At 57.6% G+C, this 22,369-nt stretch carries 23 protein-coding genes; 6 read left to right on the plus strand and 17 right to left on the minus strand.

Features of this window, described 5'->3' with window-relative positions; translation table 11 throughout:
* The first annotated feature begins 1 nt into the window (after position 1).
* Genes rsxG through nth form a run of 3 tightly spaced genes read left to right on the plus strand, consistent with a single transcriptional unit; the run spans position 2 to position 2,088 of the window.
* The gene (gene rsxG, locus ABNF92_RS02985) at positions 2-703 is read left to right on the plus strand and encodes an electron transport complex subunit RsxG (protein ID WP_136629638.1); all 702 of its coding nucleotides are present in this window, start codon (positions 2-4) and stop codon (positions 701-703) included.
* A 2-nt stretch (positions 704-705) separates the two neighbouring features.
* The gene (locus ABNF92_RS02990; RefSeq protein ID WP_209398118.1) at positions 706-1,422 is read left to right on the plus strand and encodes an electron transport complex subunit E; all 717 of its coding nucleotides are present in this window, start codon (positions 706-708) and stop codon (positions 1,420-1,422) included.
* Between the two features lie 27 nt (positions 1,423-1,449).
* Positions 1,450-2,088: an endonuclease III gene (gene nth, locus ABNF92_RS02995; protein WP_209398120.1), complete on the plus strand. Its 639-nt coding sequence runs from the start codon at positions 1,450-1,452 to the stop codon at positions 2,086-2,088.
* Between the two features lie 60 nt (positions 2,089-2,148).
* Here the strand turns inward: nth and ABNF92_RS03000 are convergent, their stop codons facing one another.
* From ABNF92_RS03000 to ABNF92_RS03080, 17 genes are all read right to left on the minus strand, one after another.
* Positions 2,149-2,724 carry a chalcone isomerase family protein gene (locus ABNF92_RS03000; RefSeq protein ID WP_291907878.1) on the minus strand — a complete coding sequence of 192 codons (576 nt, stop codon included), beginning with the start codon at positions 2,722-2,724 and terminating at the stop codon, positions 2,149-2,151.
* Positions 2,725-2,930: 206 nt separating this feature from the next.
* On the minus strand, positions 2,931-3,926 hold the full coding sequence (gene rpoS / locus ABNF92_RS03005; RefSeq protein ID WP_069184534.1) for an RNA polymerase sigma factor RpoS: 996 nt from the start codon (positions 3,924-3,926) through the stop codon (positions 2,931-2,933).
* 205 nt (positions 3,927-4,131) lie between these two features.
* Positions 4,132-4,893: a peptidoglycan DD-metalloendopeptidase family protein gene (locus ABNF92_RS03010; protein ID WP_174805055.1), complete on the minus strand. Its 762-nt coding sequence runs from the start codon at positions 4,891-4,893 to the stop codon at positions 4,132-4,134.
* Positions 4,894-5,229: 336 nt separating this feature from the next.
* Complete coding sequence (locus ABNF92_RS03015) at positions 5,230-6,219, minus strand: DUF368 domain-containing protein (protein ID WP_349343397.1); 990 nt, start codon at positions 6,217-6,219, stop codon at positions 5,230-5,232.
* A gap of 2 nt (positions 6,220-6,221) precedes the next feature.
* A complete protein-coding gene (locus tag ABNF92_RS03020) occupies positions 6,222-6,878 on the minus strand; it encodes a protein-L-isoaspartate(D-aspartate) O-methyltransferase (protein WP_069184532.1) in 657 nt (218 codons plus the stop codon).
* A complete protein-coding gene (gene surE, locus ABNF92_RS03025) occupies positions 6,875-7,645 on the minus strand; it encodes a 5'/3'-nucleotidase SurE (protein ID WP_069184531.1) in 771 nt (256 codons plus the stop codon). The genes ABNF92_RS03020 and surE overlap by 4 nt, the downstream gene beginning before the upstream one ends.
* An 11-nt stretch (positions 7,646-7,656) precedes the next feature.
* The gene (locus tag ABNF92_RS03030; protein WP_349343398.1) at positions 7,657-8,706 is read right to left on the minus strand and encodes a tRNA pseudouridine(13) synthase TruD; all 1,050 of its coding nucleotides are present in this window, start codon (positions 8,704-8,706) and stop codon (positions 7,657-7,659) included.
* On the minus strand, positions 8,703-9,182 hold the full coding sequence (ispF, locus tag ABNF92_RS03035) for a 2-C-methyl-D-erythritol 2,4-cyclodiphosphate synthase (protein ID WP_349343399.1): 480 nt from the start codon (positions 9,180-9,182) through the stop codon (positions 8,703-8,705). Before ispF ends, ABNF92_RS03030 begins: the two co-directional genes overlap by 4 nt.
* Before the next feature lie 25 nt (positions 9,183-9,207).
* Complete coding sequence (gene ispD, locus ABNF92_RS03040; protein ID WP_349343400.1) at positions 9,208-9,909, minus strand: 2-C-methyl-D-erythritol 4-phosphate cytidylyltransferase; 702 nt, start codon at positions 9,907-9,909, stop codon at positions 9,208-9,210.
* Positions 9,910-9,915: 6 nt separating this feature from the next.
* Complete coding sequence (locus ABNF92_RS03045) at positions 9,916-10,188, minus strand: septum formation initiator family protein (RefSeq protein ID WP_062784903.1); 273 nt, start codon at positions 10,186-10,188, stop codon at positions 9,916-9,918.
* A gap of 204 nt (positions 10,189-10,392) precedes the next feature.
* Complete coding sequence (eno, locus tag ABNF92_RS03050) at positions 10,393-11,688, minus strand: phosphopyruvate hydratase (protein ID WP_222464219.1); 1,296 nt, start codon at positions 11,686-11,688, stop codon at positions 10,393-10,395.
* 180 nt (positions 11,689-11,868) lie between these two features.
* On the minus strand, positions 11,869-12,714 hold the full coding sequence (kdsA, locus tag ABNF92_RS03055) for a 3-deoxy-8-phosphooctulonate synthase (protein ID WP_136629596.1): 846 nt from the start codon (positions 12,712-12,714) through the stop codon (positions 11,869-11,871).
* 2 nt (positions 12,715-12,716) lie between these two features.
* Positions 12,717-14,345 carry a CTP synthase gene (locus ABNF92_RS03060; RefSeq protein ID WP_069184524.1) on the minus strand — a complete coding sequence of 543 codons (1,629 nt, stop codon included), beginning with the start codon at positions 14,343-14,345 and terminating at the stop codon, positions 12,717-12,719.
* Between the two features lie 87 nt (positions 14,346-14,432).
* Positions 14,433-15,782 carry a tRNA lysidine(34) synthetase TilS gene (gene tilS, locus ABNF92_RS03065; protein WP_349343401.1) on the minus strand — a complete coding sequence of 450 codons (1,350 nt, stop codon included), beginning with the start codon at positions 15,780-15,782 and terminating at the stop codon, positions 14,433-14,435.
* Positions 15,766-16,719: an acetyl-CoA carboxylase carboxyl transferase subunit alpha gene (gene accA / locus ABNF92_RS03070; RefSeq protein ID WP_069184522.1), complete on the minus strand. Its 954-nt coding sequence runs from the start codon at positions 16,717-16,719 to the stop codon at positions 15,766-15,768. The genes tilS and accA overlap by 17 nt, the downstream gene beginning before the upstream one ends.
* A 140-nt stretch (positions 16,720-16,859) precedes the next feature.
* Positions 16,860-20,342 (minus strand): DNA polymerase III subunit alpha, encoded by a 3,483-nt coding sequence (gene dnaE / locus ABNF92_RS03075; RefSeq protein WP_069184521.1) that lies wholly within the window; start codon positions 20,340-20,342, stop codon positions 16,860-16,862.
* A gap of 45 nt (positions 20,343-20,387) precedes the next feature.
* Positions 20,388-20,855 carry a TlpA disulfide reductase family protein gene (locus ABNF92_RS03080; RefSeq protein ID WP_349343402.1) on the minus strand — a complete coding sequence of 156 codons (468 nt, stop codon included), beginning with the start codon at positions 20,853-20,855 and terminating at the stop codon, positions 20,388-20,390.
* Positions 20,856-20,923: 68 nt separating this feature from the next.
* Between ABNF92_RS03080 and arsC the strand changes: the two genes are divergently transcribed.
* The 3 genes from arsC to ABNF92_RS03095 are packed head-to-tail and all read left to right on the plus strand — an operon-like array spanning position 20,924 to position 22,355.
* Positions 20,924-21,277, plus strand: a complete 354-nt coding sequence (gene arsC / locus ABNF92_RS03085) for an arsenate reductase (glutaredoxin) (protein WP_069184519.1) — start codon at positions 20,924-20,926, stop codon at positions 21,275-21,277.
* A gap of 43 nt (positions 21,278-21,320) precedes the next feature.
* Complete coding sequence (wrbA, locus tag ABNF92_RS03090) at positions 21,321-21,926, plus strand: NAD(P)H:quinone oxidoreductase (RefSeq protein ID WP_349343403.1); 606 nt, start codon at positions 21,321-21,323, stop codon at positions 21,924-21,926.
* A 57-nt stretch (positions 21,927-21,983) separates the two neighbouring features.
* The gene (locus tag ABNF92_RS03095; protein WP_136629590.1) at positions 21,984-22,355 is read left to right on the plus strand and encodes a DUF2069 domain-containing protein; all 372 of its coding nucleotides are present in this window, start codon (positions 21,984-21,986) and stop codon (positions 22,353-22,355) included.
* Positions 22,356-22,369 lie beyond the last annotated feature (14 nt).

Consider the following 22,369-nt stretch of genomic DNA (forward strand, 5'->3'; position numbering starts at 1 on the left):
CATGGCCGCAGTTGCACAGTCCATTCGTCGCAGTGCCATCGGGCTCGGCTTGTTCGCCGTTATCACCGGTGGCACCATCGCCGTGACCCAGGTGGCTACCGAAGAACGCATTCGTGAGCAGGCGGCTCGTGCCGAAGCCCAGGCCCTCTACGAGATCATTCCGGAGAGCCAGCACAATAACGACCTGCTCAGGGACACGGTGCAGCTACCCGCCAGTGAGCGGCTAGCGCAACCCGGTCCGCTGACCGTCTGGGTGGCGAGACAGAATGATCGTCCCATTGGCATGATCATGCCCGTGGTGGCCCCGGACGGGTACTCTGGCAAAATACATCTGCTGGTGGGCGTCAACATGCAAGGTACTATCCTTGGCGTGCGGGTAACCAATCATAAAGAAACGCCGGGGCTGGGAGACCAGATCGAGACCCGGAAATCCGACTGGATCAAGAGCTTTGATGGCCGGTCCCTGGGCAAGCCGCCCCACCGGGAGTGGAACGTTAAAAAGAATGGTGGAGAGTTCGATCAGTTCACCGGCGCCACCATCACACCTAGGGCTGTGGTGAAAGCGGTTCAAAAAGCACTTATCTACTTCCGGGAAAATCGTCAGATTATCCGGGAACGGCTTAACGAAGAGCCGTCACCAAGAGACAAGATCCTGAATCCTGAAGCGATTGCCGGCGAATCGTCCAATACGGAGCATTCCTGATCATGGCAACCAAATCATCCAGCGAAATCGTCCGGGACGGACTCTGGGACAATAACCCTGCCCTCGTCCAGGTGCTTGGACTCTGCCCTCTTCTGGCAGTGACCAGTACCGTTGTTAACGCCATCGGCCTGGGCCTGGCCACACTCATGGTACTCATGGGATCCAATCTCGCGGTGTCGCTGATTCGCAATTTCGTGAGCGAGTCAGTTCGCCTGCCCGCGTTCGTGATGATCATCGCCTCGTTCGTGACCTGCGCAGAGTTGCTGATGCAGGCCTTTACCTACGAGCTGTACCTGATTCTTGGCATCTTCATTCCGCTGATTGTCACCAACTGTGCCATCCTGGGCCGGGCCGACGCCTTCGCCTCGAGGAACCCACCACTTCCGGCACTGTTGGACGGCGCCATGATGGGCCTCGGTTTTCTGGCGGTTCTGGTGGTTCTCGGAGGCCTTCGGGAATTGATCGGACAGGGCACTCTGTTTGTCGACATGCACCTGCTCCTCGGCCCCGTTGCTGCTGACTGGGTGGTACGCCCCTTCGAAAACTACCCGGACATGCTGTTCATGATCCTCCCCCCGGGCGCGTTCGTGGGTCTGGGCCTGCTGATTGCCCTCAAGAACGGGATCGATAATCATCTGGAAGAACGCCGCAAAGCCCATGAGCCCGCACCCGTAGCGGCGGGCAGCAAACGGGTCCGGGTCACCGGCAACGTTTCCTGATCCCTGGTTGCAACAGACTGAGAGCCGATGAACAAACAGAAACGCATTGAGATATTCACCCGGCTGAAGGAAGCCAACCCCAATCCGACCACCGAGCTGAACTATTCCAGCCCGTTCGAGTTGCTGATAGCGGTTATTCTATCGGCCCAGGCCACGGATGTGGGGGTCAACAAGGCCACCGACAAGCTCTTTCCGGTAGCCAACACCCCAGAGGCCATCCTCGCCCTGGGCGTTGATGGTCTCAAGGAATACATCAAGACCATCGGCCTGTTTAACAGCAAGGCCGAAAACGTGATCAAGACTTGTCGCATGCTGATCGAAAAACACGGCGGTCAGGTACCGGAACGCCGGGAAGATCTTGAGGCCTTACCAGGCGTGGGTCGGAAAACTGCAAATGTGGTGCTCAACACCGCCTTCGGCCACATGGCGATGGCGGTGGACACCCATATCTATCGAGTGTCGAACCGAACGGGCATCGCTCCGGGCAAGAATGTTCTTGAGGTTGAAAACCGGTTGATGCGCCTGGTTCCGAAAGAGTTTCTGCTGGACGCCCACCACTGGCTGATTCTGCATGGCCGCTATACCTGCACTGCCCGTAAACCGAAATGCGGTGCCTGTATCATCGAAGACCTCTGCGAATTCAAGCAGAAACGGGATTACCTCTGAACCCGGGGCATTAAAAAGCCGGCATCTCGCCGGCTTTTTGATTCAGATGCCAAGCCACGGTTATCGCTGACCCAGCATTTTCTCCTTCAGATCCTTCTGGGCCGGCTTGTCAGACAGCCAGATTCCGAACAGGGCTTTTTTAAAGGCCAGATCGCCAACCGTGTCCTTGTGTTCGCCATTCTTCAGGACCCGCACGCCCTCGCCGGGCAGATACACCAGATCAAAAACGTCACCCTCGGTGATCTCTTCCTGGAACACTGCCATGAACTGGTCCACATCCTCCTGGATAGACGCCATATCGCCGTCGGTGGAGGCTTCGAAACCCTCCAGCGTGGCCTCGGTCATCCGTTCGCTGGTAATCATGCCGGAAATGATATGCAGCGTAATCGCCTGGGGCTCGTCTGCGTTGATAACGGCCTCACCATCATCAATGGTCTCGGGGACGTACAGGCCTCCGACATACAGATCCATAAACCACTTGGAACGGGTACCCGCGCCATTAAGCTTCAGTTCGGTATCCATGGCGGAATAGGTGTCCGGAACATCAACGCCTTCTACGGTGAGCGCAGAGGCCGGTGCCGACAGCAGGGCTGTCATAAGCACGGAGGCAAAGCCGGTTGTAAGAGCCTTCTTCATAGTCCTTTCCTTTTCGATCGTTATTATTGACGTGTTTCATTCGTGCACCGGACTTCGACACCCTTATCCCCGCCCGGTCCCGGCATTCTATCAATGAGGCTGGCGGCCAAGGCGCAACCTGGTTCTCATTTGCAGCGATCCTGAAACACAAAAAAGCCGGCCAGGAGTGTCCTGGCCGGCTTTTTGATGGGAATATCTGGAGGGTCCTACTTGAAAAGCAGGTTTCCGGACAAGCCTTCCTTCTCCAGGATCTCACGAAGACGACGCAGCGCCTCGACCTGGATCTGCCTTACACGTTCGCGGGTCAGACCGATTTCCTGCCCCACTTCCTCCAGCGTACTGACCGGGTAGCCCCGAAGACCAAACCGGCGGGAGAGAACCTCCTGCTGTTTGTCACTGAGCTGATCAATCCACTTCTCCAGGCAGGAACACATGTTGTTGTCCTGCAGGAGATCCGCCGGATCTGAAGCTCCCTCATCGGCTACGGTATCCAGAAGCGATTTTTCACCACCGGTGCCGATGGGTGTATCCATGGACGCAACGCGCTCATTCAGACCAAGCATGCGCTTCACGTCAGCCACCGGCTTGTCGACCATCTTCGCAATTTCTTCGGCCGACGGTTCGTGATCCAGCTTCTGGGTCAGCTCCCGCGCCGCACGCAGGTAGAGGTTGAGTTCCTTCACCACATGAATCGGGAGTCGGATGGTGCGGGTCTGGTTCATGATGGCGCGCTCAATGGTCTGGCGAATCCACCATGTGGCGTAAGTGGAGAAGCGGAAGCCACGCTCCGGGTCGAACTTCTCAACCGCCCTGATCAGGCCAAGATTGCCTTCCTCGATCAGGTCCAGCAGAGTCAGACCACGGTTCACATAGCGACGGGCAATCTTCACCACAAGGCGAAGGTTGCTCTCAATCATACGTTTGCGACCGGACTCCTCACCCTTGCGCGCCAGGCGGGCAAAATAAACTTCTTCTTCCGGCGTAAGGAGCGGTGAAAATCCGATTTCGTTGAGATACAGCTGAGTGGCATCCAGCTGCTTTTGACTGGTGAAATAACGTCCCTGGGTAGGGAAATCTTCTTCGACTTCAGCGACCTCTTCAGTCGCCTCTTTATCGACTTTTTCTTCTGCTAGCAATTGATCCTCGGCATCGTCCATGTCCGACACGCGATCAATGATGATGTCTTCTTGCTCTGCTGACATTTGTCTTGCCCCGCCTCTCAATAATCCTGGATGTTCGCCCGATACTTCTTGTTATTGCGGACGTCTTTGTCTTCATGCTTTTTCTTCAGGACATTTTGTTGGTCGGCCTGTCACGGCCATTACCGTTCTTGTTTTTCTTGCGAACGCGGTGTTTTTGTCAGTGCCGGGGTGTGCGATCTGGGCAGCCTGCTGACTGCACCATTTCCTAGCGCGGTGGCAGATAATGGACTGGGTCAACCGGATTGCCATTCTTCCGAATCTCAAAATGCAACATGGGTCGTTCAGCGCCACTGCTACCGAGCTCTGCGATCACCTGCCCGGCTTTCACATCCTCCCCTTCCTGCACCAGAATCTTCCGGTTGTGAGCGTAAGCACTCAAATAGTGCTCGTTATGATTCACGATAATCAGATTGCCGTATCCAAGCAACCCGTTGCCGGCGTAGACTACATTCCCGGTGGCTGCTGCTCTTACAGCATCCCCGGCTTGGCCGGCAATATCAATACCTTTATTGACTTTTCCAGATGTTGAATATCCAGCAATTACAGTGCCAATATGCGGCCAGCGCCATTCAATTCGGGCTACGGTCTGTGTCTGCGAGGCAAGCGGCGCGCCTTTACTCGGCGCCCTGGTAACCGCAGGTTTTGGTGCCGTGGCGGCTGTCTGCTTTGGCGGCGAGGCCCGGCTCGGGGTTTTGGAGACCGCGGCAGCCGGTCTGCTAGCCGTGGTAGTCTGACTGCCCGAGGTTACATTTCCGCGAAGGTCCAGACGAAGCACCTGCCCCGCCCTGAGGTTCCAGGGCGGGCCAATCCCATTGGCGTCACCCAGCTCCCGATAGTCCCGACCATACCGCCAGGCGATGCTGTAGAGGGTTTCACCAGGCTGGACTACATGCCTACCCCAATAAACCGGGGGATTGTAAATGTCATCCTGGTACAGTGCCGGCGTATTGCAGCCAGACAGCAGCATCAAAGTTATGAGGGGAGCGAGGAGAAACAGGCTGATCGGAGTTTTTTTAGCAGGGCGACAAGATTCACAGGCACCGGAAAGGAACCGCGGGGACACCGGTAAAACGGCATTGACTAGCCCACGCAAAAATCTCACAGGAATAAAACTGACCCAGTTATGAAAAATCCGTATAAACCATTTTAGTTATCGAAGCAGTTTCTAAACTTTTTATAGTAACTTGCTAATATATTGCACATTTCAGGCAGGAAGCCAAGTTACTGGCTGGCCGCCCTTGTTACCTCACGAAACACCCGATATGTGCGTTAGGTAACAATTTCGCAAAACAAGCGACCCGATCTACGCCGACGATGAGGCATGCCCGCGCCTTGAGCCAATCCACTCCACAAGCAGAACAAGAGCGAAGCCAGCCAGCGCCATAACCACCGCAAGTAGCACCTGGGGATCCTGCCCGGCCTGCTCCAAAAAGGTCCATGGCCAGACGCTTGCCTCATTCAAGGGCACTTTTTCACCCGAGCTGTTTACCCGCCAACTCAGCGTTTCTTTCCAGGGCCATACCTTGTTGAGCGCACCGATCATGAAGCCCGTCAGCAGGGCGAGGACAAGATCATGAAAATGATGAAATGCCCAGGTGATCAGGCGGGCAATGGATAAAAGGCCCACCACGCACCCTGCCATAAACAACATAAGAACGCCCACATCCAACGATTTGATCGCTGCCAGCACAGGAGCATACATACCAATAATCACCAGTATGAAACTGCCCGAGATACCGGGAAGAATCATGGCACAGATGGCTAGCGCACCGGCCCCGAAAAACGCCAGTGCGGATGGCGCCACCTCGCTGGCGGAGAGAGTGGTTATCCACCAGGCGACAGCAATCCCCAGTAGCAGCGGGATCAGCAGTAGAGGCTCATAGTGCCGAACCTGGCGCCCCACATGCCAAACCGAAGCGACAATCAAACCGAAGAAAAAGCTCCAGATCAGGATGGGATAGGCCACCAGCATGTAACTGATGGCTGAAGCCAGGGTGGCAATGCTGGTCAGGATGCCGGCCAGCAGACAAGCCAGAAAGGTTCCATCGCAAGTGCGCCAGAAAGCGCCAAAGCGACCCCGAAGCAGATCATGGAATACCGCTGCGGGAACCGCGTTGATGGCTCCCAACAGTCGGAAGTATATGCCGGTAATGAATGCAATGGTGCCGCCAGAGACACCTGGAACAATATCAGCCGCGCCCATGGCAATGCCCCGCAGGAAAACTGCTGCAGGATGATGGATACGGCCGGTTTCGCTTTCAGGATCCGAATTGGGTACTGCAGAATCAACCATGACTAGCGGACAACCCCGCCCAACAGCGGCACAAAACGGACCGGCTCCAACTCTTTGTGATCGAAACGATCACCCCTGCGGGTTACCTCAACCAACACCTGGTCTTCCTCTCCCACGGGCGCAATCAGAACGCCACCGTCTGCCAGTTGGGCGAGTAACTCGCCTGGTACTTCAATGGGCGCTGCGGTCACGATGATGCCATCGAAAGGACCCCGCTCAGGCCAGCCCATACCTCCGTCAGCGTGTTTCAGGAACACATTCCTGGCGTTCAGCTGACGCAACCGGTCCCGCGCCCTGTCCTGTAATGCCTTGATACGCTCAACGCTGTAAATTTCCGAAAACAGACGGGAGAGCACCGAGGTCTGGTAACCTGACCCGGTTCCCAGCTCCAGCACCCGTGATGGCCCATGAGCGAGCATCAATTCCGTCATCCTTGCCACAATGTAGGGCTGGGACAGGGTCTGGCCATACCCGATTGGCAGGGATGTGTCTTCATAAGCGCGATGGGACAGCGCTTCATCCAGGAAAATGTGCCTTGGCACCTCTCCCATGATCTCGAGCACGCGGTCCGATTCGATGCCGGCTTCCCTGAGGCGCTGCACCAGTCGCATCCGGGTACGCCGTGAGGTCATCCCGATACCTTCAAGCTGAGCGGTCATCCCCGGCCCTCCGGCAAATCCGCAAGGGTATCGACCCAGTCCCGAAGCCGCGAAAGGGCCTCATGCCGGGTCATATCTATATGCACCGGGGTTACCGAGACGTAGCCTTCGCGGACGGCGTTGAAATCGGTACCAGGACCGGCATCACCGCCCACACCGGCCGCCCCTATCCAGTAACGTTCCTTACCGCGGGGACAGGTCATTGGCACCGCGCCTTCCGCCCGTTCCCGGTGGCCCAGACGGGTTACCCGAATGCCTGCCAGTTCTTCCCAGGGGACGTCCGGTACATTAACGTTGAGGATAGAGCGCGGCCCGAGCTCCAGAGGGCTCTCGTTCTCGAGCAGCATCCGGACCACCCGGGCAGCCGTCGCATAGTGAAAGTGGCCATCGTTGACCAGGGAAACAGCGATGGCCGGAAGACCAAGGTGACGTCCCTCAGTGGCTGCGGCAACAGTACCCGAATAAATAATGTCATCGCCCAGGTTGGCGTGGGTGTTTATTCCGGAGACTACTCTGTCGAACGGCTCTTTGAACAGCCCGTTAACCGCCAGATGAACACAGTCGGTCGGGGTGCCATCCACAGAGCGGAACCCGTTGGGATGCTCTTCTACGGTCAAAGGCCGATTGAGGGTAAGGGCGTTGCTGGCGCCGCTATGATCCCGATCGGGCGCCACCACCTCCAGCTCACCCAGCCCCTTCAATCCCTCGAACAGGGCAATTAGCCCCGGTGAGTGAACGCCGTCATCGTTCGACAACAGAATACGCACAGTGTTCTCCGCTAGCCTTGTTGTTCGTTATGTCGGCTGAGGCTCATGTCCTCAAGCTCGAAAATATCACTCAAAATCGTTGTGGCGTACTGGCCGGGTGACAAAAAGAACGTCAGTTCCAGAGTGTCCTCAGCCAGCCACCGCCAGGCAAGCCTATCGGGCTTTACCGCCAGGGGACGTCGCTCCGGTTTCATCCGGGTGACCGAGAACAGGCTCGCCAATCCAGGGGTTTGCGCAACAATGTCCCGTTCAAGAGCTTCCAGTGCCCCGGAAGCCGTCGTGCCGCCGTCACCCCACAAGGGGCCTGTAGCCCCCGCCTCGGCCCAGCTGCCATCGCTTACCCGAGCCGCAAGCACCTCATTGAACAGCCATGAGCGCGCCGCCGAAAAATACAATACGTTTTTCGAGCCGTCGCTGCCAGCGCGCTTTTTGCCACCCCGGCCTTTTCCGCCGGACCGGTTCCGACGGTTCAGGGTGGCAGGATCCAGATGCACCGCCCGGTCAAGGTTTGCACCACCGTTGCCGAACCGTTGGGGGCCAAAGTAATTGGGAGCGCCAATATCTGCCAGGCGCACCAGAGCACGATCAATCACCTCGCGTTCCCCGGTGACTGCTCTCAGGGTGATTACAAAGCCATTGCCACTGTGCTCTCCCCGCCGCAATTTCCGGGCCTGTCGCGAGGCCGCAAGAACGGGCCATCGAACAGCAATTTCGTCAATCAGGGCGGCGTCTTGAGCTTCACACCCTGGCCGATAGAGACTGAACCATTGGCGTGTTACCGCATGTCGATCCTTGAGACCGCAGAAGCCGACATCAAAGTTGCGAAAACCCGCCATTTTGGCCAGTTCGCGAGCGACGTACTCTGTGTTATCGCCCACTTTCTCCAGTTTCACACAGAGATGCTCTCCGACGCCGGAGATTGCGTCTGCCCTGAGATCGGAGCCGCTTTCCGGAAATTCCAGCACCTCGTCAACAATGAAATCGCCGGGCGCTGTCTTCAAACGGCCCGAAGCAACACGCCTACCGCCAGACGTTGGCCAGTCAAGGCGCCACTGATTCACGAATCCACCGGTTCAAGCAGGCAGATAGCTTGGCAGGCGATGCCTTCACCGCGCCCGGTAAAGCCGAGTTTTTCCGTGGTGGTGGCTTTCACACTAACGCGACTGGCCGGAACGCCCAGGTCTTCCGCAATGTTCAGACGGATGGCATCAATATGAGGGGCCATTTTAGGAGCTTGAGCGATGATGGTGGCATCCACATTCACCACGCCAAACCCCTCATCCCGGACCCGGGTCATGACGCGGCGCAGAAGGTCGCGGCTGTCGGCGCCCGCCCACTCATCACTGGTGTCCGGAAAAAAATGTCCGATGTCGCCCAGTGCTACGGCGCCCAGCAGCGCATCCGCCAGTGCGTGCAGCAGGACATCACCATCAGAATGGGCCTTCAGCCCATGGGAATGCGGAATGCTTACACCGCCAATAATCACAGAGTCGCCTTCACAGAAGGCGTGGACATCAAAGCCCTGACCAATACGCATAATGTGCTCCGGAAATTCCGAAAACTCAGAACCGGCTGAGAATAAAGCCTGCGAGTGCCAGATCCGCGGGTACCGTGATCTTGATATTGTCCGGCCGCCCTTCGACCAGAACCGGCATGTTACCGGAAAATTCCACGGCAGAGGACTCATCAGTCACCGGAAGTTCACCGGCAAGGGCAGCTTCCAGTGAATCCACCAGAATACGATAGCGAAACATCTGAGGCGTTAATGCCCGCCACAGATTTTTGCGATCCACCGTTTCAAGAACTTCAGGCAGGTCGCCGGTGCCAGCCCGCTTCAGGGTGTCGGCCACTGGCGAAGCCAGAAGCCCCCCGACAGGGTGGTGGTAGAGTTGGTCAATCAGGTTCGACAGGTCCCGGGTATGAAGACATGGTCGTGCCGCATCGTGGACCAGGACCCAATCATCATCCCTGATCTGCTCCGCCAGGGCATGCAGTGCGGACAATACCGACTCGGCCCTTTCGGCTCCGCCGGTGCAGGTCTGGATTCGGCTATCGCCGCTGGCCTCGGTATCCGGCCACCAATGATCGGCCGGATGTAATGGCACCATGCAGCCGGAAAACGGGGCGGAATCCATCAATCGGGAAAGGGTGATATCGAGAATGAAACGCTGGCCGATTCGAAGGTACTGTTTCGGTTGTTCGGCCTGCATACGCTGGCCGATGCCGGCGGCAGGGACAATCAGCCAAAGTCTCGGAGCAGGCATAGACAATCAGTTTTCAACAACCAGGAAAAAGGTCTCGTCGTCTCTTATCAGACCGAGGTTCATTCTGGCGCGCTCTTCAACGGCGCCCTGCTCGTTACGCAGGTTCCTGACTTCGGCATACAGACGTTCATTGCGGGTAGCCAGCTCGGCGTTTTCTTCACGTTGCTCGGCGATAGACTGCTCAAGTGCCCACACCTGCGCAAAGCTGCCCTCCCCGACCCACAGGCGTACCTGCAGCAGGAGAATCACAACCACCATTATGGTCCAGAGCAACTTCATTGCCGATTCCGTTAAAATTCAATCAATCAAAATACCAACGCCGGACGTTGAGTATAGACCTTAGAGTAGATTAGCAACAAATTCTTCTAACTGCCTGTACAAAAAGGCCATCGTATCCCGATTTTCATCCGGAACACGATGGCCTTAACAGTTTTTCGCCGATTACCGGCCTGACACACTGCCCGAACCGGTCAGATCAGTCGATCAGCCCTGCCCCTTGATCTCGCTCAGGCCGCGATACGGCGCCTTACCGTCCAGGGCTTCTTCGATACGCAGCAGCTGGTTGTACTTGGCAACACGATCGGAACGGCACAGGGAACCTGTCTTGATTTGCCCGGCGCAGGTGGCCACGGCCAGATCAGCAATGGTGGTGTCCTCGGTTTCACCGGAGCGATGTGAAATCACGGCAGTGAAGCCGGCATCCTGGGCCATCTTGATGGCATCAAGAGTTTCGCTCAGGCTGCCGATCTGGTTGAACTTGATCAGAATGGAGTTACCCACGCCCTTCTCGATACCCTGCTTGAGGATCTTGGTGTTGGTCACGAACAGGTCGTCGCCCACCAGCTGAACCTTGCTACCGAGCTTATCGGTCAGCACTTTCCAGCCATCCCAGTCGCTTTCATCCATGCCGTCTTCGATGGAGACGATCGGGTAACGCTCGCAAAGCCCCGCCAGGTAGTCGGCAAAGCCTTCAGAATCAAAGCTCTTGCCTTCACCGGACAGCTGGTACTGGCCGTCTTTGTAGAACTCGGAAGACGCACAGTCCAGAGCCAGGGTGACATCGGTACCGAGCTTGTAACCGGCTTTCTCGACCGCTTCCTGAATCACTGCCAGTGCCGCTTCGTTGGAAGGCAGGTTCGGCGCAAAGCCACCCTCATCACCAACTGCCGTGTTCAGGCCCTGGGCCTTAAGCACTTTCTTCAGGCTGTGAAAAATCTCCGCGCCCACACGCAGGGCTTCGGAGAAGCTCTTGGCAGACACCGGCTGAACCATGAACTCCTGGATATCCACGTTGTTATCGGCGTGCTCGCCACCGTTCAGGATGTTCATCATCGGCACCGGCATGGAGAACTTGCCAGAGGTACCGTTGATGTCGGCAATGTGCGCGTACAGAGGCTTGCCCAGGGAGATTGCCGCGGCTTTGGCCGCCGCTAGGGACACAGCCAGAATGGCGTTAGCGCCAAGGTTAGCCTTGTTCTCCGTGCCATCGAGGTCCAGCATGATCTGGTCCAGAGTGCGCTGATCGGCGGCGTCTTTGCCTACGAGGGCTTCACGGATCTTGCTGTTTACGGCTTCAACCGCCTTCAGAACACCTTTGCCAAGGTAACGGGAAGCATCACCATCACGCAGCTCAAGCGCTTCGCGGGAACCGGTGGAAGCGCCAGACGGTGCGCAGGCGGTACCAATGGTGCCGTCTTCCAGGATAACGTCGGCTTCTACAGTAGGGTTACCGCGGGAATCCAGAACCTCACGGCCCTTGATGTTGGCAATCTTGGTCATTCTTCTCTGTCTCCAAGTTCATTTTCAAATTCGGGAGTCAGAGCGAACGGGAACGGCCCTGCGAAAACCGCTACGAGCACATCCATGTGCGCTTGTTTCGGGCCATCCATGGCCCTCTACATTTTCGCAGGGCCGTTCCCGCTCGCTCCCATAGTCCGCGTAAAACGCCAACACCGCCAATCAGGCGGTGTCGATCGATTTAAAGCTTTTTACCAGATCATCCACAGCTTTTACCCGCTGCAGGAAGGGCTCAAGCTGGCTGAGCCGCAAAGCGCAGGGGCCATCGCACTTGGCTTTGTCCGGGTCCGGATGGGCCTCAAGGAACAAACCTGCCAGCCCTTGGGACATACCCGCCAGCGCCAGATCGGTCACCTGGGCACGTCGGCCACCGGCGGAATCGGCACGGCCACCCGGCATTTGCAGCGAGTGTGTCACGTCAAACATCACCGGCACATTCATGGCTTTCATAATGCCAAAGCCGAGCATGTCGACGACCAGGTTGTTGTAACCGAAGCTGCTGCCCCGCTCACAGAGGATTACCTTGTCGTTGCCGGCTTCCTCGCATTTGGTAATGATGTGCTTCATTTCCTGGGGCGCGAGGAACTGGGCCTTCTTGATGTTGATCACGGCACCGGTTTTCGCCATGGCGACCACCAGATCCGTCTGGCGGCTCAAAAACGCCGGCAGTTGGATAATGTCACAGACTTCGGCTGCCGGGGCCGCCTGAGCCGGCTCGTGGACGTCCGAAATAATGGGAACACCGAACTTGCTCTTGATGTCCGCCAGTATCTGAAGACCTTTCTCCAGGCCGGGGCCACGGAAAGAGTTCACGGACGACCGGTTGGCTTTATCAAAAGACGCTTTGAAAACGTAGGGAATACCCAGCTTGCCAGTTACCTCAACGTATGCCTGGGCCACTTCCATGGCCAGCTCCGGCGACTCCAGAACGTTCATGCCGCCAAAGAGCACGAACGGCTTGTCGTTGGCGACCTCGATTCCCGATACGTTTACGGTGCTCTGCGCCATCTTCAGGATCCTTTCTTGCTGGCCAGTGCTGCCTCAACAAAGCCCTTGAACAGCGGGTGGCCGTCCCTGGGAGTGGAGGTAAATTCCGGATGGAACTGGCAGGCAACAAACCAGGGATGGTTCGGCGCCTCGACCACTTCCACCAAGCGTCCATCCGATGAACGGCCAGAGATCTGGAGCCCGGCCTCTTCCAGCCTCGGCAGGAAATGATTGTTCACCTCGTAGCGGTGGCGATGACGCTCTTGAATGGTTTTCTTGCCGTAGCAGTTGGCAATGGTGGAGCCTTCGGTCAGCACGCAGTCCTGGGCGCCAAGACGCATGGTTCCGCCCAGATCGGACTCTTCAGTACGCTCTTCCCGCTCGCCGGTAGAATCCAGCCACTCGGTGATAAGGCCGACAACCGGTTCCGGCGTGTGCGTCCGGAATTCCGTGCTGTGTGCATCTTTGAGGCCTGCCACATTGCGGGCATATTCAATAACTGCAACCTGCATACCCAGACAGATGCCCAGGTAAGGTACCTTGTTCTCACGGGCGTACTGAACGGTGCGGATCTTGCCTTCAACGCCACGCTCGCCGAAGCCGCCCGGCACCAGGATAGCGTCGGCACTTTCCAGCGCGCCTGTACCGTCACGCTCAATATCTTCGGAATCGATGTAGTTGATATTGACCTTGGTACGGGTCTTGATGCCGGCGTGGAGCAGGGATTCAATCAGAGACTTGTAAGCGTCCAGGAGTTCCATGTACTTGCCAACCATGGCAATGGTTACTTCCTGCTCGGGATTCATCAACGATTCAACAACGTTGTCCCATTCACTCAAATCCGCAGGACGGGCATCCAGACCGAAGCGCTCGATAACCAACTGGTCCAGGCCATGCTCGTAGAGCATGCGCGGGATGGCATAAATGGATTTGGCATCCTGGAGAGGAATAACTGCCCGCTCTTCGACGTTGGTGAACAGGGCAATCTTGCGACGCGAGCTGGCGTCCACCTCATGCTCCGAGCGGCACAGCAAGATATCCGGCTGCAGGCCGATAGAGCGCATTTCCTTGACGGAATGCTGGGTCGGCTTGGTCTTGATCTCACCAGCCGTGGCAATGTAGGGAACCAGGGTCAGATGCATGAACAGCGCACGCTGGGAACCTACTTCGACCTTGAGCTGACGACAGGCTTCCAGGAACGGCAGGGATTCAATATCGCCAACCGTACCACCGATTTCGATCAGTGCCACGTCGGCGCCGGCAGCCCCTTCAACAACCCGACGTTTGATCTCGTCAGTGATGTGAGGAATCACCTGAACGGTTCCGCCCAGGTAGTCACCACGGCGCTCCTTGCGGATCACCTCTTCGTACACCCGGCCGGTGGTGAAGTTATTACGCTTGCTCATCCGGGAACGGATGAAGCGCTCATAGTGGCCCAGATCCAGGTCTGTTTCCGCGCCATCCTCGGTGACAAAAACCTCACCGTGCTGGAACGGGCTCATGGTGCCGGGGTCCACGTTGATGTACGGGTCCAGCTTGAGAATAGTGACCTTCAGGCCGCGTGCCTCGAGGATCGCAGCCAGTGAGGCTGATGCGATACCTTTCCCCAAGGAGGACACGACACCGCCGGTGACGAAAATATAACGCGTCATGCAGATTCCGTGATTGTCTGGTTCGGTGAAGGAGGGAGATTGTCATCTCAAGATGGGACGCCAGACTACCAGAAAGGCCCCATTGACTCAATCACATTCCCGCTCTACAACCAGCCGCCAACCGGCGGCATGGGCGCCTTCCGAGTATTGTTCAGAACACCATAAATCGCCAATGGCAACGAGTTCGGCTGCATCCCCTGAACCGGCGAAAACCAGCGGCAGCCGGGCCCTTTCCCAGGGTGGAACCGCAATCTCCTGCAGCCACTTCTTGAGCGAACGGGACGGACCATCCGGACGGAAACGTACCCGCTCACCGCCCTGCCTCGTAAATATCCGTATTGGCGGCAACGGTCTTTCCGGGGTAACGGCCGGCTCCAGCTTCAGGAACCATTCGCCAAAGTTCAGCCCGGGACCCGGCTCCAGAGTAACGGGGACATCCGGCAGCTGCGAGTGATCCGGAACCAGGTAAAGATCGCCCTGAAAGCGGCGCAGACTGAAACCGTCGGACCGGAACTCCGGCTCTCGATCCTCTCTTGCGAAAATCAGGTCCTGCATAACCTGCTGCCAACTGCTGATTGTGGGCACAGGAAACCCCCGCTCCCGAACCCACCAGCGAATCAGGTTTTTCTGCTCCGCCAGAGTTAAGGTTTTCAGCCCCTCAACGGGCAGTCGGTCCTGCTCACCGCTGACAGCCTGCCACTGCAAGGCCGCCAGCTTTTGGTTCAGCGCTTCACTTTCGGCACAGGCGTCCGCCGTGTGGCGCAACCTGCGATTCAGCCCCGGCCAGCGCTCCCGCAAAGCTGGCAGCACCGTGTGGCGCAGGAAATTCCGGTCAAATCGTTGATCGATGTTACTGGGGTCATCAACCCACGACAGACCAGCGGACCTGGCCCACCGCTCAAGCTCGGCCCGTTCAAACCCAAGCAGAGGCCGGACCAGTGTCGCCGGGCCGAGGGCACGACTGAACGGCATACCCGCCAGCCCGGCCACACCGCTGCCCCTCAGCATCCGGAACAGCACCGTTTCGGCCTGATCATCGCCATGGTGAGCCATCAGAACCAGATCCCTCCGCTGAACCATCGTTTCCAGGGCGGAATAGCGCGCTTTGCGAGCTGCCTCTTCGATGCCACCAGCCGAGTTTTCTCCGCTCCTGACAGTGACCTTCTCAACCACAAGCGGGACACCCAGGCGCCCACAAAGATCGCGGCAGAATGATTCGGTCTCGGAGGCATTCGGCTGCAGCTGATGATTGATATGAACCGCTCGGACAGCCCCGGAATGCCCATGGCAATGGACTGCCAGGTGTAATAACAGGGTGGAATCGAGGCCGCCGCTCAGGGCAACCAACAGGCGGGCGTGATCGGGGAGTTCTCTGACCGGGGCGCACAGTGCCTCCGGCCAGGTGAATCCGGAGCCGGGCTCAGCGCCCGGTGTCATAGCGGGTCAGCCGCTCATAGCGGCGGGATACCAGCTCATCCAGTGGCAGGCGACTGAGTTCAGCGACGCCTTTTGCCAGAACCTCCTTGAGGGATTCCGACATTTTTTCGGGGTTGCGGTGAGCACCGCCAAGGGGCTCGGTTACCACGTTATCCGCCAGCCCCAGATCTTTGAGCCGGTCAGCTGTTACACCCATGGCCTCCGCCGCCTGGGCAGCGTATTCGGCACTCTTCCAGAGGATTGAGGCACAGCCCTCTGGGGAAATCACCGCGTAGGTGGAGTACTGGAGCATGTTCAGTTGATCACAGACACCGATGGCCAAGGCGCCACCGGAACCGCCCTCACCGATCACCGTGGAGATAATGGGTGTCTTGAGGCGAGACATGACCGCCAGATTGAAGGCAATGGCCTCGCTCTGCCCGCGCTCTTCCGCACCAATGCCCGGATAAGCCCCTGGCGTATCGATGAAGGTGAGGATAGGCATCTTGAAACGCTCGGCCATTTCCATCAGGCGCAGAGCCTTGCGGTAGCCCTCCGGCCGGGGCATACCGAAGTTACGCTTGACCTTGTCGCGGACTTCCCGACCCTTTTGATGACCGATGACCATCACCGGTTTGTCATCAAGCCTGGCGGTACCGCCTACAATAGCCAGGTCGTCGGCGTAGCGACGATCACCGTGCAGCTCATCAAAATCCTCAAAGATGGATTCGATGTAGTCCAGGGTGTAGGGCCTGCGAGGGTGACGGGCCAGTCGCGCAACGTCCCAGGGCTTGAGATCTGAGAAAATGCTCTCGGTAAGGCTGACGCTCTTTTTCTTCAGCCGGGTGATCTCGTCTGTGATATTGATGTCGGTATCGTTACCAACCATCCGAAGCTCTTCAATCTTGGCTTCCAGGTCGGCGATTGGCTGTTCGAAATCCAGATAGTTAGGGTTCATGATGTTCCATCATTTTTTGCCAGGCGGGAACGTACTCCGCCAAACCAGAATTTGACACAAAGATAGCAGCGCCCGGTCAGTGGCTAAAGCGGACATTGGTATGAGTCCGCTGTCTGACAAACTTTTAATTTTCAACTCATTCAATCATAGACCAGTTCTACCGACTGGTCGCCTACGAGGTACCGGAGCTCCAGCAGCAGGTTGTCATCCGGCTGCACACGCCAGGACTCACCGAGCTCGATCCGGGTCGACGCCTCGGGGCTGCTGTACTCGATCCAGACCGGGCTGCCCTCGCATCGGAAGGGCCGCAGAGTACTGTCGAGCTTCTCCAGCAAGCCGTTCTGCAACTGATCGGCGCACAGGTTCAGTTTGAGGCCACGACTGAACTGCTGGCGTGCCGTAGCCACATCCATCACCGAGCTCACTCGCATTTTCATCTGCCCGGAATAGTCGTCGTGACTGACCTGGCCCTCCACCACAATCACCTGGTCGGATTGCAACAGCTCACGGTTTTCGAAAAACGCCTCGGAAAACAACGTCGCCTCAATCCGGGCACTGCGGTCATCAAGGGTGATAAAACACATCGTGGAGCCGGTGCGCGTTTTCATGGTTCGCTGGGCAACCACCAGCCCCGCCACCCGCTGGGGTGACTTGTTCGGCTTCAAATCGGCAATGGAGGACCGGACAAACCGACGGACTTCTTTTTCATACTCGTCAAACGGATGACCGGTAAGGTACAGCCCCAGGGTATCCTTTTCGCCTTTCAGCCGCTGCTTCTCCGGCCATTCGCGTACCCCGGCCACGTCCTCGTAGGGATCGCCACCATCACCGGCTTCCAGCATTTCGCCAAACATATCCATCATGCCAACGGATTCGTTCCGGGATTGTTGGTCGGCCTGCTGCACGGCCTTATCAATGCTTGCCATGAGCTGCGCACGGCTTGCACCCAGCTTGTCCATGGCACCGGAGCGGATAAGCGCTTCCATGGCCCGCTTGTTGACCTTCTTGAGATCAACCCGCCGACAGAAATCGAAGATATCCTGGAACGGCTCGCCATCGCCACGCCCCTCAACAATGCTCTGGATCGGGCCCTCACCCAAGCCCTTGATCGCTCCGAGACCATACACAATCTGGCCGTCGTCATTAACGGTAAAGGTGTATTCCGAACGGCTGACATCCGGCACCAGAAGATCCAGCTTCATGTTCCGGCATTCTTCCACCAGCGTGACCACCTTATCGGTGTTCTGCATATCGGCAGTCAGTACCGCGGCCATGAACTCTGCCGGGTAATGGGCTTTCAGCCAGAGGGTCTGGTATGACACCAGGGCGTAAGCAGCCGAGTGGGATTTGTTAAAGCCGTAGCCGGCAAACTTTTCCACCAGATCGAAGATATTTTCGGCCAGGGTTTTGTTGATGCCATTCTTTTCGCAGCCATCCAGGAAGATCTGCTTCTGCTTGGCCATCTCCTCGGGCTTTTTCTTACCCATGGCCCGGCGCAGCATGTCCGCTCCACCTAGGGTATAGCCGGCCATGACCTGGGCGATCTGCATGACCTGCTCCTGATACAGGATGACGCCGTAGGTCGGTTCCAGTACGGGCTTCAGGCCCTCGTACTGGTAATCCGGGTGCGGGAAGGACATGGGCTGGCGACCGTGCTTACGGTCAATAAAGTCATCCACCATGCCCGATTGCAGCGGCCCCGGCCGAAACAGGGCCACGAGGGCGATCATGTCTTCGAGGGAGTCTGGCTGGAGACGGCGAATCAGGTCTTTCATGCCCCGGGATTCCAGCTGGAACACTGCCGTGGTTTCAGCTTTCTTGAGCATGTCGAACGAGGGCACGTCATCCAGTGGAATCTCGTTGATGTCGAGAGGCTGCATGCCCTTCTTTTCCCGGCGCGGATTGATCATGTTCAGCGCCCACTTGATAATCGTGAGCGTCCGCAGGCCCAGGAAGTCGAACTTCACCAGTCCGGCATCTTCCACATCGCCCTTATCGAACTGGGTCACCAGGCTTCCGCCCTCATCATCACAATACAGGGGCGAGAAATCGGTGATCTTGGTGGGCGCGATCACCACGCCACCTGCGTGCTTACCGGCGTTCCGGCATACGCCCTCGAGCTTCAGGGCCATTTCCCAGATTTCCTGGGCTTCCTCGTCATTCTCGAGAAACTCGACCAGTTGTGGTTCCTGTTCCAGAGCCTTCTCAAGGGTCATGCCCGGCTCGAACGGGATCATTTTGGACAGCTTGTCTGCCAGGCCATAGGATTTGCCCTGCACCCGGGCAACGTCCCGCACAACCGCCTTCGCGGCCATGGTGCCGAAGGTAATGATCTGCGACACCGCCTCACGCCCGTACTTCTGGGCGGTGTACTCGATCACCCTGTCCCGCCCTTCCATGCAGAAATCGACGTCAAAGTCAGGCATGGAGACCCGCTCCGGGTTCAGGAAGCGCTCGAACAGCAGGTCGTACTCCAGGGGATCCAGATCGGTAATCAACTGGGCATAGGCCACCAGGGAACCGGCACCGGAACCCCGACCTGGCCCGACCGGTACGCCGTTGTTCTTGGCCCACTTGATAAAGTCCATCACGATCAGGAAGTAGCCCGGGAAACCCATCTGGATAATGATGTCCAGCTCGAAGTTCAGGCGCTTGTAGTAGGCCTCCCGCTTAGCATCGTATTCCGGATCGTCCTTGCTAAGGGTCTTGGCAAGCCGCTCCTCCAGGCCTTCCTCGGAGACCTTCCGGAAATAGTCGTCCATGGTCATGCCGTCCGGAATCGGGTAGTTCGGAAGGAAGTATTCGCCCATCCGAACCTTCACCGAGCAGCGCCGGGCGATTTCCACGGTATTCTCGATGGCCTCGGGGATGTCGCTGAACAGCTCGATCATCTCATCGGCGCTGCGCAGGTACTGCTGATCACTGAACCGACGGTCACGCCGCGGATCGTCCAGAGTACGACTCTCGCCGATGCAAACCCGGGCCTCGTGGGCCTCAAAGTCTTCCGCTTCGAGGAAGTGAACATCGTTGGTGGCCACCACTGGAAGGCCAAGCGCCCCGGCCAGCTCAACACTCAGGTGCAGGCAGTCCTCGTCACCCGGTCGACCAGTGCGCTGGAGCTCCAGGTAGTAGCTGTCCGGGTACAGATCCATCCAGTAACGGGCCCGCTCCCGAGCCAGTTCCGGCTTGCCGGCCATCAGCGCCTTGCCCACATCACCCAGCTTTGCGCCGGAGAGCGCGATCAGGCCGTTCGCTCTGGCCTCCAGCCACTTTCGCTGGATAATCGGCTTGCCGAACCGCTGGCCCTCGGTGAAACCCAGGGAAATGATTTCAGTGAGGTTGAGATAACCATCGTTGTCTCGGGCAAGCAGCGTCAGCCGGAAAGGGTTTTCGGGTTCATCCGGATTTTCGAGCCAGAGATCCGCGCCTATGACGGGCTTGACACCCGCGCCCATGGCCGCCTTATAGAAACGCACCAGCGAGCACATATTGGATTGCTCGGTCAGGCCGACGGCCGGCATGCCCAGCTCGGCAACACGTTTGATCAGCGGTTTCACCCTGACCAGGCCATCCACCATGGAGTACTCGGAATGGACACGGAGATGTACAAAAGTCTGCGACATAACGTCAGGTTATTCCTGCTGTAAAATTCAGTTAGAGCTGCGGTCTCAGCCGCCGATTACTGCCCTGAGCTCTTCTTCGGTCTGGGGGCCAAAACGAGTCTCAACCAGATCACCATCGGGATTGACCAGGAAGGTGGCCGGCAGCGCGACCGGCAGTTTCCAGCCGAACCCGGGTCCCGGGTCATCCGCCAGCATGGTAAATTCAATGCCCATCCGTTCCCCGAGTTCCACCAGCGCATCGCCCCGCACACCATCGAAATTAACGCCAAGTACGGTGATGTCGGGTGCCTGGTCGAGCTCGTTGAGCTCGGGAATTTCCTCAAGACATGGCTTGCACCATTCCGCCCAGTAGTTGACCAGCACCCACTGACCGCGAAACGAGTCCCAGTTCAGCTTTGTTCCTTCGGCCCGTTCAAGTTCAATTTTCTCACAACCCGTCATCGTCAGAACAAGCAGCGCAATAGCTGCTGTGCGAAGGCGGGAGCCACGAAGAACTGAATCAGGGTACTGCACCGGAAAACCTCCTGTTAGACTACCGACCACAGAAATCGTGGACTCCATTCAGACAACCAGGCACGAAGATGACAGAACCAACCCGGATTTTCCACAACCCGCGCTGCTCGAAATCCCGCCAAACCCTTGAACTGCTTACCGAACGGGGAATTGAACCGGAGATTATACGCTACCTGGAAACACCACCGACAGAGCAGGAGCTAAAGGATATTCTCAGCGCCCTGAATCTGACGCCCCGCGAGCTGATGCGTACCAAGGAAAAAGAATATAAAGAACAGGGACTGAACAACCCTGAGCTGAGCGATGAGCAATTGATCGCGGCCATGATAGCGACCCCGAAACTGATTGAACGGCCGATCGTGATTGCCAACGGCAAAGTAGCCCTTGGTCGTCCGCCAGAAAACGTTCTCTCGATTCTTTGACCCCCAATAACTTCCCCGAGTCAGATCAGAAGGATCGCTGACGATGCCCGAGCAATTGCCGTACGTTCTTGTTCTTTTCTACAGCCGCACCGGCCAAACCGCAGAGCTGGCCAGCCAGATCGGACGTGGCGTGGTGCGAGTGGAGGGAATTGAAGCAAGGTTGAGGTCGGTACCGCCGGTTTCACCGGACACGGCAGCATCGCTGCCCGCTGTGCCGGACTCCGGGGCGCCCTATGCCAGCAAATCCGATCTCGCGAATTGTGCCGGCCTGGCCATCGGCAGCCCCACCCGTTTTGGCAACATGGCGGCGCCTTTGAAGCACTTCCTGGACACCACCGGCGACCTATGGCTGGGCGGCGCCCTCGAAGGCAAACCCGCCGGGGCATTCACGTCGACCGGCAGCCTTCATGGCGGACAGGAAACCACACTGATGACCATGATGATGCCACTTCTGCATCACGGCATGGTCGTCTGCGGCCTGCCCTACTCCGAGAAAAGCCTGGGGGACACACAAACCGGGGGCACTCCCTATGGCCCGAGCCATTGGGCCGGAACCGGTGAACAGCAGCCACTGAGCGCTGACGAGAAAGCATTGTGCCAGGCCTTTGGCGAGCGCCTTGCCCGATTCGCCCTGAAGCTTGCTGACTGATACACGCCCGGGTACCAGACGTAATCTTCTTAACATTTTTTTATTGCGGAACACACTATGCTGAACAACCCGAAGGCCCGCGCCACCTTGCGTGCAACAGCCGCGCTCTACATCGGCGTGCTTGCCACCCTGCTGATCACAACTTTCTACCCGGCACCCGTCGAGGGCGTTTCAATACCGTTGATGCTGGCGGTGAAACTGCTTCCGCTTCTGCCCTTTGCGATTCCGGTATTTCGGGGCCACAATCGGGGCTATATCTGGATGTCGTTCGTGGTGATCTTTTACTTCACCCAGGCCGTCGTATCTGCCTGGCTGAGTGAAGGTGCTACGGGACCGGTCATTCTGACGGTACTGACCTTCCTGTTGTTCACTGTTGCCATGATTCACCTCAAAGTGAACCGGCCAGTGGCGAATGGAAATACACCCTGAATTCCTGGACCTGA

The organism is Marinobacter sp. MMG032 (assembly GCF_040112695.1).
Classification (GTDB): Bacteria; Pseudomonadota; Gammaproteobacteria; order Pseudomonadales; family Oleiphilaceae; genus Marinobacter; species Marinobacter salsuginis.